The sequence below is a fragment of the Mycolicibacterium sp. 624 genome, from assembly GCF_040548615.1.
Taxonomy (GTDB): Bacteria; Actinomycetota; Actinomycetes; order Mycobacteriales; family Mycobacteriaceae; genus Mycobacterium.
This window is the reverse complement of record NZ_JBEPRZ010000004.1, coordinates 124,911-138,684: the sequence shown is the minus strand read 5'-3', so window position 1 is coordinate 138,684 and position 13,774 is coordinate 124,911. Positions and strand designations below refer to the sequence as shown.

Below are 13,774 nucleotides of genomic sequence, written 5' to 3'. Positions count from 1 at the left end.
TACTTTTATGAGGTAGTGCCACCCCGGCCGGCCAGTCCGGCCCACCACGTCTCGATGGTCGCACTGAACTCTGCTGGTGCATCGGATTGCGGAAAGTGGCCAACTCCCCGGAGAACTGCCGTGGTGTGATTGGGGAAGGTCGCCTCCAAACGCACTCGATACTTGTCGGTGAAGATCGGATCCGCGTCGGCCCACACGATAAGGGTGGGCAACTGCGCGAGTGCGCCGAGTTGGCCGGCGAGAGTGGTGAAGAACTCGCGCGCCCCGACGAGTTCACTGGGAAGTGCGGCGCAGGCCTGGCGACGCTCGGGCGTGGCCGTCGCCTCGCGGTAGTGCGCCATCTCGACTTCGGAGAGCTTGCGGCGCTTGTGTGATGACGGGATGAAGATGTTGACCAGCGGGTTGAACCGTCTCATCAGCGCGCGTCCCATCGCCCCTCCCATACTGCGGGAGAACACCTCGCTGCTCAGATCTCCGTTCAACGGCCATGCCCATGTGTTGCTCAAGATGAGGCGTTCGAACGCCTCGGGCCGCTGCTGGGCGGCGTACAGGCCCAGCGGCCCGCCCCAGCCGTGGCCGACCAGGGTCAGTTCTGACAGGTCAAGGCGATCGAGGAAGGACACCAGCAGATCAGCGTGGTCCTGCGCCAGAAACCGATAGCCGGGAGCGCCGGTGGACAGACCGAACCCTGGAAAGTCCAGGGCGATGCACCGAAACCGGTCCCGCAGGGCCGCAATGACTTCGCGGTACACGAAGGACCAGACCGGATTGCTGTGCAGCATCAGCAGGATCGGCCCCGAACCCTCGTCGACGTAGTGCACGACGTTGCCGTCCAGCTCCACGAAGCGGCTCTCGAAGGGGAACAACTCGTCGTCCACCCACGCCGGACGCTCGCCCACAGGTTGCGTTGTCATGTCCCCGCCTTCCTTGACTCGGCTTGATAATCTCAAGTGAAGATGAAATTAACAAGCCTCGCCGATAGCGAACCGGAGCGGCCACATGAACGGAATTCTCGGCGAGGTCCTCGCCGCACACGGCGGCGCCCAAAGCTGGCAGTCCGTTTCCGTGATCAGAGCGCGGGGACGCCTGGGTGGCCTGTTGCCCAAACGCTTCCCCGGCAACAAGCTGGCGGACTTCACCGTTGAGGTCCACGTCGCCGAGCAACACACGGTCCTCCACGACTTCCCGTGCGCCGGTCAGCGCGCCGTGTTCGACCGGGGCGACGTCCGGATCGAAACCCGCGACGGCGAACACCTCAGCACCCGAACCGACCCACGTTCGGCCTTCCACGGGCTCAGCGGAATTCACCGCAATGTCGCGTGGGACCCGCTCGATACCGCCTACTTCGCCGGATACGCGTTCTGGAACTACCTGACCGCACCACTGCTGCTCACCCGCGGCGATATCACCGTCGCCGAGGGCGAGCCCCGGTTGGAGTCCGGACAGCTTTGGCGACGACTCCAGGCAACGTTCCACGCGCCACTGGCCACTCATTGCCAGCAGCAGACGTTCTACGTCGATACCGACGGACTGATCCGCCGCCACGACTTCGTCGCCGAACCAGTCGGCAGCTGGGCCAGGGCCGCCCTCTACTGCGGCCAGCACCGCGAGTTCGACGGGCTCGTCTTTCCCACCCGACGGCGCGTACTCCCGCGAGGCCCCGGCAGCCGAGTCCTGCCCCGCCCAACCCTGCTGGCGCTCGACTTCGACGACATCGAGGTCGAGCGATGACCACGCGCTCCTATCGCCAGTACTGCGGTTTGGCGCGCGCACTCGACGTTGTGGGCAACCGGTGGAGCCTGCTCATCGTGCGCGAGCTTCTCGGGGGCCCGGCCCGCTACGGACAACTTCAGGCCGGGTTGCCCGGGATCGCCACCAACCTGCTGGCCGAGCGCCTGCGCGAATTGGAAGAAGCTGGTGTGGTCCAGCGCCAGCTCGACACCGACAGCAATGGCGTCGCCTACGCGCTGACGCCGTGGGGTGCTGAACTGCGCGGCCCAATCGCCGCCCTGGTGAGCTGGAGTACGCCGCTCATGGTTTCCGGCCCGCAAGGCGATAGCTTTCGAACTCACTGGTTGGTGGTGGCGCTCGAGTCGCTATTGGCCGGCAGACGAAACAAGGTCGCGACGACCGTCGGCGTCGAGGCCGACGGCGCAACCGTCACGGTGCGCGTCGACAGGACTGGCACCCACGCCGCGCTCGACATCGGTGCGCAACCCGAGACTGTGCTGTGCGCAGAACCCATGGTTGTACTCGGCCTGGCGACGGGGATGCTGACCGTCGATCAGGCGATCTCCGCGGGGGAATTCCGCGGCAACAGGCAGGATCTCGCCACGGTACTGGGCCGCGACTGACGGGCCGCAGGTTCCGCACGCCTCGTCCCCGCTGCGCCAATCGGTCGCCGCGCAGGTACGGATTTGTCTAGAGTCAGGCATGTTGCTGAGGGGGGCTCATGGACATCAACACCGTGACGGAGGTCGTTCGGCGACCGGCCGAGATCCCCGGCTCCGACTGGCGATCGGGGGACGCGTGGTTGGCCGGGGGGACGTGGCTGTTCTCCGATCGGCAGCCCGATATCCGCCGCCTCATCGATCTGGTGCCGCTGGGCTGGGACGACCTTTCGGTGACCGACTCCGGTCTGGAGATCGGCGCCATGTGCACCATCCGCGACCTTTACGAGTTCAGCGCGCCCACGCAGTGGCCGGCCGCGTCGCTACTGCCCATCAGCTGTGAGGCGTTCCTCGCATCGTTCAAGGTCTGGAACTCCGCGACCGTCGGCGGCAACATCTGCATGTCGTTGCCCGCAGGGCCGATGATCACCATGACCGTCGCGCTCGATGCGACCTACACGTTGCAGGACACCGATGGTTCCCAACGCACCGTGGACGCAACCGATTTCGTGACCGGTAACCACACGAACATCCTGCGGCCAGGGGAACTGTTGCAGCGGGTGAGCATTCGCCTCGACGCGCTGCGCAGGCGGCACGCCCACCGCCGGTTCACCCTGACCCCGCTCGGCCGCTCGACGATCTTCATGGTCGCCACGCAGTCGCCGAGCGGATCCGATCTCGCACTGACCATCACCGCGGCCACCACGCGTCCGGTCACGCTGGCATTCGACACGATGCCCGACGCCGAGGCGCTGACCCGACGCATCGATGAGCTGGACGATGCGCTGTGGTTCGCCGATCCGAACGGAACACCGGCGCATCGACGCCATCTGGCCAAGCACTTCGCCGAGGAGATCCGCGCCGAACTCAGCATTGGGGATTCATGACCTACACGGTGAACGGGAGGACGTTCGACGACGAGCCCAGACCCGGCCAGTGTCTGCGCACGTTCGTCCGCCAACTCGGGTGGCACGGCGTGAAGAAGGGCTGCGATGCTGGCGACTGCGGTGCGTGCACCGTGTGGCTCGACGGCGACCCCGTGCACAGCTGCATCACCCCGGCCTTCCGCGCCGAGCACCGCGAGGTGACCACGATCGAGGGTCTCGGCTCACCCGAGCACCCGCACCCGTTACAGAGCCAGTTCCGCGACGCCCCCGGATTCCAGTGCGGCTTCTGCACGGCCGGGATGATCATGACCGCGGCGACGTTCACCGATGCGCAGCGGGCGAATCTGCCGCGGGCGCTGAAGGGAAACCTCTGCCGCTGCACGGGTTACCGCGCGATCGAGGACGCCATCAACGGCGTCGCCGAGATCGAGGAGGCAGCACCGGGTGACGCCGTGGGCACCAGCGTCGGCGCGCCCGCGGGCTTGGACGTCGTCACCGGCCGCGCCGAGTACACGATGGACGTCGCGATCGAGGGCATGCTGCACCTGAAGGTGCTGCACTCGCCACACGCGCATGCCCGCATCACCTCGATCGACAAGACGAGGGCGCTGGCGGTGCCCGGCGTCCACCGCGTCTACACGTGGGAGGACGTGCCGCGTAAGCACTTCAACACAGCGATCCACACCGACCACCTCGTCGACCCCGATGACACCTTCATCCTCGACGATGTCATGCGGTTCGTCGGCCAACGCGTCGTGGCGGTGCTGGCCGACTCGGTCGCGGCGGCCGAGGAGGGCTGTCGCAACGTCGTCGTCACCTACGACGTGCTGCCCGCGGTGTTCGACCCCGAGGAGGCAATGCTCGACGGGGCACCGCAGCTGCACGGCTCCCACGATCCCTTCGTCCACGATCCCGAGCACAACATCCTGCTCGAGTTGCACGGTGAGATCGGCGATGTGGAAGCGGGTTTCGCCGAGGCCGACGTCGTTCACGAGGGCACCTACCTCTCGCCGCGAGTGCAGCACGTGCACCTCGAGACACACGGTTCGATAGCGTGGATGGAGGACGGCCGGTTGCACGTGCGCACCAGCTCGCAGTCACCGTCGATCTGCAAGGGCAAGCTCGCGCACCTCTTCGACCTGCGGCCCGATCAGCTCCGGGTGTTCTGCAAGCGGGTCGGCGGTGGCTTCGGCGGCAAGCAGGAGGTGATATCGGAGGATCTGGTCGCGCTGGCCACCCTCGACACCGGAAGGCCCGTGTGCTGGGAGTACACCCGCGAGGAGGAGTTCACCACGGCATCCCCGCGGCACCCCATGAAGATCACCGTGCGGCTTGGGGCCAAGGCCGACGGCACGCTGACCGCCATCGGTTTCCGCAATATCTCCAACACCGGCGCCTACGGCAATCACGGCGGTGAGACGCTGTTCGCCGGGGGTGCCGCCATCATGGCGTACCGGTGCGCCAACAAGAGGTTTGACGGTTACTCGGTGTACACGAACACCGTGCCCAGCGGGGCGCTGCGCGGCTACGGCATGACCCAGCCCACCTTCGCCGTCGAGTCCGCGATGACCGAGCTGGCCAGGGCACTGCGCATCGACCCGCTGGAGTTACGCCGCCGCAACGTCATCCAGCCCGGGGATGCACTGGAGGCGCTCGGCCACCACCCCGATGACGTCTGCTTCACCGAGGACTCCCTGACTGAGTGCATCGACACGGTGGACGCCGCGCTGGCACGCACCGCCGCCGATGTTGAGGACCTCGGTCCGGACTGGCTGACCGGCACGGGAACCGCGTGTTCGATCCACGAGACGGCGCCCCCGACGGAACACATATCCGACGCGTGGGCCACGCTTCGCGACGACGGGGTCTTCGAGATCGCGGTTGGTACCGTCGAATTCGGCGAGGGCACGTCCACTGCGCACGTGCAGATCGCCGCAACGGTGCTCGGGACCACTCCGTCCCGTGTGCACCTGGTGCAGTCCGACACCGACCGGACCGGATTCGACACCGGCGCGTTCGCGAGCGCGGGCCTGTTCGTCTCCGGTAACGCCGTGCACAGGGCCTCGACCGCCCTGCGCGAGGCCATTCTGCGCTTCGCCGCGCGCCATACCGGGGTCGACGTCGCGTCATGCGCGATGGACGACGACGGCGTGCGGTGTGGCGCCGGCCGCCTCACCCTCCTGGAGTTGCTCGCCGCCGCCAGGGCTCGGGGCATCCGACTCACCGAGTCTCGCAAGGCATACGGATCACCGCGCAGCGTCTCGTCGAATGCGCACGGCTTCCGGATCGCCGTGCATCGGGTGACCGGCGAGATCCGCGTCCTCTACAGCGTGCAGGCCACCGACGCCGGCGTCGTCATCAACCCGGCGCAGGTGCGCGGCCAGATTGAGGGCGGTGTCGCCCAGGGCATCGGCTTCGCCCTCACCGAGAACTTCCACGTCGACGAGAACGGCGTGATGACCAACCCCAACCTGCGCAACTACCGCATCCCCACCTACGCCGACACACCCCGCACCGAGGTGCTGCTGGTGCAGTCACACGATTCGCTGGGACCGATGGCGTCGAAGGGTATCGCCGAATCCTGTATCAACCCGGTAGCGCCTGCGCTGGCCAACGCACTGCAGGACGCGACGGGAGTGCGCTACCGCGACTTGCCGCTGACACCGGAGCGCATCTACGCCGGGCTGTCCAGCCAACTGACCGAGGCCAAGACGTAGCCATGGACACCACGAAGACCACCGGCGCCGCGGCGACCGTCATCATTGGCCAGAGGGTGCGGGAGGGCTGCGAGCAGTCCTTCGAGAGCTGGCAGCTGGATATGAACTCGCGTGCCGCGACATACCCGGGATTCCTTGGCGCCGAGATCAACCCGCCAACCCATGTGCAGCCCGACTGGGTGGTGGTGTACCGCTTCGACTCGGTCGCGCACGTCCAGGCCTGGATCAACAGCGCAACCCGACAGGAACGGCTGACCGTTGGCCAGCAGTTCTTCGACGGCCCTGGGACCCAGCAGGTGATCAGCGGAGGGACCCGGCCGACCGACCCGCTGGTGACCGTGGTGGTCACCCATCGCGTCGACCCGGAGTCCGTCGACGACTTCCTGGCCTGGCAGGAGCGACTTCGCCTGGCCGAGAGCACGTTTGATGGATTCCGCGGCACCGAGTTGTTCCGCCCGGTCGAGGGTGTCCAGGACGAGTGGACCGCGCTGTACCGCTACGACAACGCGGACAATCTCGACAAGTGGCTGATCTCGAAGGAGCGTCAGGCACTGCTCGCCGAGGGTGAGAAGTTCTCCGACTTCCACTCGCGGACCATCGACAACTCGTTCGGCAGCTGGTTCGCGTTCGACGAGCGCGGACAGGAGGCGCCTCCCCCGTCGGATCTCAAGACCTCGATAGCGGTCTGGGTGGGCCTGTATCCGACGGTGGTGATGATCGCGCTGGTGCTGTCGCCACTGCACATGCCGCTATGGCTCGGCATGCTGATCGGCAATCTGATGTCGAGCTTCGCGATGAGTTTCGTGACCATGCCGTACTACGTCAACCCGCTCCTGAAGCGCTGGCTGCGACCGCCACCGGACGTGCCGCTGGCCAAGACGAACCTGCGCGGCACCTATATCGTGATCGGCGCGCTGGCGGTCTGGACGGTGGTCTTCTATCTGGTCACCAGGGTCTTCTGGACCCTGCCCTAGCGCCCGCCGAGCGCGGCCACCGCGGCAGGCCCCGCGACCACACCCACGGTGACAAGTGGTTTGGGCGCGAGCGTCTTGGCCTCAGGCGTGCCCCGAACCAGACCTATCTTGCGAACCTCGGCGCCGGTCGGGGCGGCGGCACTGACCAGGAGGTCGGCACCGGTGGTGGTGCTGGTGGTCGCCACCGTCATACCCTTGGCGCCGGGAATCGGGGCGAAGGAGGCGATCTGGGCGAACGCGACGGTCGAGTCGTGGTGATTGGGACTGTCCACGTACATCTTGGGCTGACCGTCCAGCCGTGATCCCGTCGACCACACCCGGACGGTGTCGCCACCGGCCTGTCCGGTCACGATGCTCTGTGCTCCACCCTCAGCACCGGCCACCCAGCCGGTGGCCAGCGTGGCTCCGCCGGTGTACGCCTCGTCGAATGCCAGGAACTCCGAGGTGATCTCGGGCTCATTGGGCTTTCTATGATGCCCGGCTGCCGCGGTCCCGTCTGCCTGCGCGCGGGCGGTCGGGGTGAACAGGTCATAGCGGAAGGTCTTGATCCGCGCCGGCTCACCCGGGCCCGGCGCGGTCACGATGCTGTGCCGTCCCGATCCCGCATCGACCAGGCCGGTGGACAGCGTCACACCGCTGCTGGATCCCGGATATGGCGTGAACGCCGAGAACACCTTCGGCGCGGTACCCAGGTCACCGAGATCCGACGAGTAGACCGTGACCTGCGAGTCGACTCCCGGCCCGGTCGCCACGATGATGTTGTCAGCCATCGAGTTCCCGTCGATGTCGGCCCCCGCCACCCGGACCCCGCCGGTGAAGCCCGCGTCGAACGGCGCGAACCGGGCTATCTCGGTCTTGAACACGCCGTCCTTCGTGTCGTTGCCGTCGTAGACGGCGACCTCGGGTGAGGCGCCCTCACCGGTACCCGCCACCAGGTCGAGGATCATGTCGCCGTTGACATCGGCCATGGCGACGTTGGGCATGCCCTCGAAGTCCGGGAACGGCACGACGGTCTGGAGCACCTTGTCGCCATTGCCATCTCGCACCTGCACGGTCGCGGGTCCGCCATTGGTCCCTGGTACCGCAACGGCATACGTCGACACCTCTGGGATGACGCTGATGAGCGCCATGAGGCCGTTGTCCTCGTGATTGAGCCGGTGACAGTGGATCACATACGTCCCGGTGAACTCTAGAAACTCCTGACGCAGGGTCAACTTCGCCGGGGTGCTGACGACATGCATATCGTTGAAGATCGGGGCGGGCACGTTCACGTTGTCGAGCCCCCACGCTTGCACACCCGTCACTCCGCGATTCGGGTCATCGATCGACATCACCTGAAAGTCGTTGACGTGGATGTGCATCGGATGCGCATCGTTGTTCAAGTTGGTGATCTGCCACTCCTCCACGGAGTTCAGTCGCGGCTGAATCAGTGGGACGTTAGGAAACGAGTTCCCCTCGAACATGTAGGTGACGGCCTTGGGATCATTCTTGCTGAACCCCTCGGCTCCGATTGCGTCCGTGATCGTCAGCGCCCGATTGACCGTGGGTGTCATCACCGATGTGTCGACGAATGACGTGTACGCGTCCAGGTTCTGGCCCGGCTCGAAGACAGTTTTCTGCCCTTGGCCGCTGGTATCGGGTGTCGCGTGGATCAGGGTCTGAGTGGGGAACACGAAGAAACCATCGGCGAAGCTGAGGTACTTCGGATCCACGGTCAGGGTGCCGAGCACCGCAGGCGAGTTCTCCGTGCCGTTGTTGGTGTACAGAACACCGGGGTTCACCAATGGCTTCGCATGCGGGTCAGGGGGGAAGTCCAGGACCAGGTCGCCTTCCTTGGGCATCGTGACAGCGATCGCGTACCGCGACCCCGGCGGAACGTTGAGCGTTGTGCCGTCGCCGTACACCGGCCTGCCGACCTGCGTGTACGGGTTGCCGTCCTGTCCGACGATCGTGAACTTCGGATGGTTACCCGTCGCGGTCTCAGTCAATCGGACTGTCATATAGGCGATATCGCTGACGTTGGCCACAACCCAGATCTCCGTTTGGCCCGGCTTGATCTTCAACTCCGGTTGAAACTGGCCGTTGACGGTGAACTGCAGATCGCGCTCGTTCTCCGGCAGGGTGGGATTCTCGGCGACCTTCTTCGACGGGCTGTCGAAGCTGATCAGGTTCGACGGGATGAACTGGGTCTGTCCGCGGTTGTTGTGCGGTGACAGCGACCCGGACCACCAGGGCGTGATGTATTGGGCGCCTTCGGTCGTCTCGGCGAGGTTCAACGGCGCCAGGCTCGGCCGGTATGTGCCGTCGGCGAGTTGCGATCCCTCGGGTGGTTTCAGCGTGCTCACCCACTGCGGCCACGTCAGGTCATTCAGCTGATGGCCGGTGCCGTTGCGGTCGAAGACGTAGTTGTACTGAATCGCCATGGTGCGCACCGGAATGTCGTTCTCCGTCACCAAGGGCAGGTTGCCGTCGGGTCTACCGATCTCGAGCAGACCGGCCAGTCCCCTGTAGGTTTGCTGCGCCGTCATGGTGTGGCGGTGACTGTGGTACCAGTACAGCCCGTTGGGCATGTTCTTCGGCACGTCGTAGGTATAGGTGTTGCCCATCCCGGCGGGAATCGACAGCAGCACGTTGTCGGCGTTGCCGTCCGGGCTGACGTGCAACCCGTGGGTGTGCAGGTTCAGCGGTGATTCGGTGAGCGTCGGCGGGTAGATCGGCACCTGACCACCCACGGGCGTGAACGCCGGATCGTAGAAGTCCTGGATGGCCAGGTCCCGAAGATCGTTGTCGTAGTGGATGATCAATCGCTCGCCGGGCTCGACGCGCAGGGTGGGCGCGGGGTACAGGTTGTCACCCTTGGTTAAGCCGTCCGAGCTTGTCCCCTTGATGAGATCAAATCCGTAGACCAGGAAGTTCGTCACCGGTTCCTTGACGGTGTCCAGGTTGACCGTGCCCTGATGTGCCGAGAGTCGTACCTCCAGCACACCGTCGCGGCTCGACAGACGCACCGGTTCGCGGAATGGCGCCGGTTTGCCGTCGGCTCCCGCGAAGACACCCGGCTGCGGGTTGGTCGACACCCTCTGTTCGGATGAGCAGCCCGCAAGCGACACCGTCATGACGACGACGAGCACCGTGGCACAAACCGACTTGACTCGACGAACCGACATTCGCCCCCCCTGCGACGATGGTGCTCAGCGACATCGCCGAGGAACTCAAACGGTACCGAGGTGCAACGGCAAAGTTGCCACTTTCGCACATTGTCGCCGTCGTTGAGGCTCCGTGCTGGCCGTCTCCGTGCTCAGCGGCCACACCTGCGCAGCGGTTCGAGTAGGCGCAGGATCTCCGCAACGATCACGTCTGGCTCGGTGAACATCACGTAATGGCCCGAACGAGTCGACTCCACGAGCCGGGCATCGGCCAGGTTCTTGGCCGTGACGCGATGAGCGTTGTTGAGCTTGGATCGCATCGATCGCTCCCCCCAGCGCGGTTTCGTCCCGGTGATCACCGAGACAGGGATGCCCTCGAACGTGCAGGGGTGCTGTAGAAGTCGGCGTAGGCCCGGAATCACCTCGCGGTTCTCGGATGTCACGACTCGGGCCCCACGCACGGTGAAGTCGTTGCGGAGGTCGGCGTAGACGTCGGCGGGGAGGTCGCGGCCGATCCGCGCGAACAATCGGTAGAGTCCCGTCCGCGCGAGAGCCATGGTCAACCGGCTACTCATGGCGAATTGTCGTTCGGCTTGGGGTGTGAGGAGGGCCGCGGCATTCTCGTCGGTCTGGTCGACGAGAACCAGTCCGCAGATGTCGAATTCGTCACGGGCACTGAGGTTCCGAATGATCGGGCCGCCCCAGCTCGCGCCGACCAGGACGAAAGGACCGTCCAGTGCGCTCAACACTTGGGTGAGGTCATCGGTGATGCGGTCGAGTGTGCGGGGCGCGTGATCCTCATCGCTGCGTCCCATGCCGGCGCGGTCATAGACCACTGTGGTCGCCCGCTCCGAGACGCGGGGTGCAACAAGGCCCCAGATGGCACCCGAGATACCGATGCCCGACTCCAAGACCACGGTCGGGCCGCCGGCGCCCTGTCTGCGGTAGTGAATTCGTCGGCCGTCTCGCAGCACGAGGGTATGGGATGCGCACGTGGTGTGCCGAGGAGAATCGCCACTTCTCACACGTGGCATCTCATGAGCTCCGACCTGCAGGAAGCTAAGTCCCGCAAAAGGGGGCCAGCTCCGTTACCTCCAGAAACACACAGCCTACCCGGTTGATCGGCAGCGTGGCACCTCGCCGAAACTCAGCCATTGGGTACCGATTCGGGTAACCTGTGGGCGCGCGAGGCGGGTTGGGCCCGCAGCGCTTGCTCGCGGAGAGTCGAACGGAAACGATGCTGAGCTACCTGCGGCGGGCCTGGTCCAGGGTGGAGAGCCCGATTCGTTTCGACGGTCCACTCGAGGCCCAGTTCCGGATGTATTTCAACCGTGTGGGGCGCAATTCGAGGTCAGAGTTGTGGCTGATCCTGCTGGTGGTCATCACGGTCGTGCTGATCGGCAATCGAGTGCTTCTAGACGTGCCGCACGACGTGCTGCCGCTGGGCCGTTTCCTGGTCATCGGTGTCCTGGTTCCGATGGTGTTGCGCTGGCTCAGTGGCGATCGCAGTCCGCTACGCAAGTGGTCGTCGATCTTGTTCATCACGTCGGTGTACATCGATATCGGCGCCATGATGGCGCTACGGATTGCCTGCCTGGACAACGGTATCGACGTCGTTCCGTTGGTGATGCCCATCGCGATCCTCATGAGCCTGATCGTCGTGCAGATCCGTTTCGTGGTCCTGGCTCCGGCGATCCTCCTGGGACTGGCCGCCTTGATTGGTATCGAGCTGTGGGCGTTCGAAGCCGACAGCAACGGCCTCTTCGATGTCGCGGCCGCTACTGCAATGGTGACAGTCGCTCTCACCGCGGCCTACAACCTCGAACGCTGGACCCGCATCGGCTGGCTGCGTCAACGCGAGTTGGATGTCTTGACCAAAACCGATCCGCTCACCGGCCTAGCGAATCGGCGGCATTTCGGTGAAGTACTGCGGTCGACGATCGAGTCCGCAGGCCAGCGCGACGGCGAGATCGCGCTGATGATCCTGGATCTCGACCACTTCAAGACCTACAACGACCAGTACGGGCACCCCGCAGGGGATCGGTGCCTGGCCGCCGTCGGCGAGTATCTGACGACGGCGACAGGAACCGCCGGGTTCGCCGCCCGCCTCGGCGGCGAGGAGTTCGCCGTCCTCTGGTTCGATGACACCTCGGTTGCCGCACGCGGCGAGCAACTGCGCCTTGGCCTGTCCGATATCACGCTGGAGCCGCTGCCCGGCGTCATGGTCACGGTCACCGCGTCAGCTGGACTCGCGAGTGTCAGGCCCGGCAATAGTGCTGTCGACGGCGTCGTGAGTGACCTGTTCGCGCGCGCAGACACCGCGCTGTATCAGGCCAAGGCTGGCGGACGTGACTCGTTGGCCGTGTTCGCCGGACAGCGACTTCGCGGCTCCCGTGATCGACACGGTGCCCCAGCCGACAAGCCGCCACCTGACAGCGACGTCACGCTACCGCGGTCACTGCGCTTTGAGGAGGGCGCCGAATCGGAGTTCCAGAGAGTGTTCGCGGCCGAAGGACGTAGCGCGCGCCGGCTCATCATGATCGGCCTGCTCGCTGTGATTGCGCTGCTGCTGACGTTTCAGACTCCGCTGTTGAAGATTCCGCCGGAAGCCGACCGCCTTGGCCGACTGACGCTCATCTTCGGGCTGACACCGGGCGCGCTGCTGGCATTGGTGGGCAACACGTGGACCCGCCTTAATCGTTGGGCGCCACACCTGTACATCGCCGGGGTGGCGGTCATCCTGTGCGCCCAGATGACCGAACGGGTGATGCAGCTGCCGCTGGGCTACGACGTGGTGCCGCTGATCATGCCGCTATCGGTGCTGCTGAGCCTGACCGTGGTCCAAATCCCCTTCACCATGCTGGCTCCCGCTGCGCTGGTGGGACTGACTGGGATCGTGGCCGTCGAACTCATTGCCTTCCCCATCACAGGTAATCGACTGCTCGCCGTCAGCGCATGCATCGTGATGGTGTCGGTGACACTGCGCTTCTCCTACAAATCCGAGCGCTCCCGACGGATCAGCTGGCTCGCCGAACAGCGATTGGACGAACTCGCCCGAGAAGACCCCTTGACCGAACTGGCCAACCGCCGACAGTTCGATGAGTCGGTATGCGATCTGCTCGGCTCGGCGACGCAGGACGATCGGCACGTCGTGTTCATGATTCTTGATATCGACCATTTCAAGGGCTACAACGACAGTTTGGGCCATCTCGCCGGCGACGAGTGCCTGCGCACAGTGGGCCGCTACCTCGCCGAGGTGATGGCCCCACTGAACGGGCTCGCAGCGCGTCTCGGGGGTGAGGAGTTCGCGATCGTCTGGATCGACACCGATGGCCACGGTGTCGATCGAGCCGAACAGATACAACGCGGTATCCCGCAACTGGGGATACCGCCAGCGCCAGGGAGTTCGGCGGTGACAGTCTCAGCGGGAATCATCGTCGCACCCGCACACGGCGATCCCGCGACGCGGGCACACGAACTTCACCAACGAGCCGACGCCGCACTCTATGCCGCCAAACGCGCAGGACGGGATCGCGCACACGTTTCCAGCGGCTGATGTAGTGCTCCCCGGAAGTCCCTGTTGGACGGCACTGAGGCGACGTGGCTGTGGCGCCAACCGAGCGAGCAGGCTCGAAACAGCCTGACTAGTCTGTTTGCCAT

General features: G+C 65.3%; 9 protein-coding genes. 6 read left to right on the top strand and 3 right to left on the bottom strand.

Features of this window, described 5'->3' with window-relative positions:
* Positions 1-5: 5 nt before the first annotated feature.
* Positions 6-914: an alpha/beta fold hydrolase gene (locus tag ABIA65_RS17200; protein ID WP_354524307.1), complete on the bottom strand. Its 909-nt coding sequence runs from the start codon at positions 912-914 to the stop codon at positions 6-8.
* A gap of 85 nt (positions 915-999) precedes the next feature.
* Between ABIA65_RS17200 and ABIA65_RS17195 the strand changes: the two genes are divergently transcribed.
* The 5 genes from ABIA65_RS17195 to ABIA65_RS17175 all read left to right on the top strand — a co-directional run bounded on the left by ABIA65_RS17195 (position 1,000) and on the right by ABIA65_RS17175 (position 6,968).
* Positions 1,000-1,731, top strand: coding sequence for a hypothetical protein (locus ABIA65_RS17195; protein ID WP_354524306.1), 732 nt, complete (start codon positions 1,000-1,002; stop codon positions 1,729-1,731).
* Positions 1,728-2,354: a winged helix-turn-helix transcriptional regulator gene (locus tag ABIA65_RS17190; RefSeq protein WP_354524305.1), complete on the top strand. Its 627-nt coding sequence runs from the start codon at positions 1,728-1,730 to the stop codon at positions 2,352-2,354. Before ABIA65_RS17195 ends, ABIA65_RS17190 begins: the two co-directional genes overlap by 4 nt.
* Before the next feature lie 98 nt (positions 2,355-2,452).
* Positions 2,453-3,277, top strand: a complete 825-nt coding sequence (locus ABIA65_RS17185; protein WP_354524304.1) for an FAD binding domain-containing protein — start codon at positions 2,453-2,455, stop codon at positions 3,275-3,277.
* Entirely contained in the window at positions 3,274-5,994 is a 2,721-nt protein-coding gene (locus tag ABIA65_RS17180; RefSeq protein WP_354524303.1) for a molybdopterin-dependent oxidoreductase, read from the top strand. The genes ABIA65_RS17185 and ABIA65_RS17180 overlap by 4 nt, the downstream gene beginning before the upstream one ends.
* Positions 5,995-5,996: 2 nt before the next feature.
* Entirely contained in the window at positions 5,997-6,968 is a 972-nt protein-coding gene (locus ABIA65_RS17175) for an antibiotic biosynthesis monooxygenase (protein WP_241401303.1), read from the top strand.
* On the opposite strand, the gene ABIA65_RS17170 is transcribed toward ABIA65_RS17175, so the two are convergent.
* Positions 6,965-10,135 (bottom strand): multicopper oxidase family protein, encoded by a 3,171-nt coding sequence (locus ABIA65_RS17170; protein ID WP_354524302.1) that lies wholly within the window; start codon positions 10,133-10,135, stop codon positions 6,965-6,967. The two genes, ABIA65_RS17175 and ABIA65_RS17170, sit on opposite strands and share 4 nt — an antisense overlap.
* A gap of 131 nt (positions 10,136-10,266) precedes the next feature.
* A complete protein-coding gene (locus ABIA65_RS17165) occupies positions 10,267-11,088 on the bottom strand; it encodes an alpha/beta fold hydrolase (protein ID WP_241401305.1) in 822 nt (273 codons plus the stop codon).
* A gap of 263 nt (positions 11,089-11,351) precedes the next feature.
* Here ABIA65_RS17165 and ABIA65_RS17160 point away from each other — a divergent pair, with 263 nt between their 5' ends.
* Entirely contained in the window at positions 11,352-13,670 is a 2,319-nt protein-coding gene (locus tag ABIA65_RS17160) for a GGDEF domain-containing protein (protein ID WP_354524301.1), read from the top strand.
* Positions 13,671-13,774: the final 104 nt, after the last annotated feature.

Bases quoted from the DNA above. Each gene is read 5' to 3' on its own strand.
- ABIA65_RS17200 (WP_354524307.1), bottom strand. From the start codon at position 914: ATGACAACGCAACCTGTGGGCGAGCGTCCGGCGTGGGTGGACGACGAG.
- ABIA65_RS17170 (WP_354524302.1), bottom strand. From the start codon at position 10,135: ATGTCGGTTCGTCGAGTCAAGTCGGTTTGTGCCACGGTGCTCGTCGTC.
- ABIA65_RS17175 (WP_241401303.1), top strand. From the start codon at position 5,997: ATGGACACCACGAAGACCACCGGCGCCGCGGCGACCGTCATCATTGGC.
- ABIA65_RS17195 (WP_354524306.1), top strand. From the start codon at position 1,000: ATGAACGGAATTCTCGGCGAGGTCCTCGCCGCACACGGCGGCGCCCAA.
- ABIA65_RS17160 (WP_354524301.1), top strand. From the start codon at position 11,352: ATGCTGAGCTACCTGCGGCGGGCCTGGTCCAGGGTGGAGAGCCCGATT.
- ABIA65_RS17185 (WP_354524304.1), top strand. From the start codon at position 2,453: ATGGACATCAACACCGTGACGGAGGTCGTTCGGCGACCGGCCGAGATC.
- ABIA65_RS17190 (WP_354524305.1), top strand. From the start codon at position 1,728: ATGACCACGCGCTCCTATCGCCAGTACTGCGGTTTGGCGCGCGCACTC.
- ABIA65_RS17180 (WP_354524303.1), top strand. From the start codon at position 3,274: ATGACCTACACGGTGAACGGGAGGACGTTCGACGACGAGCCCAGACCC.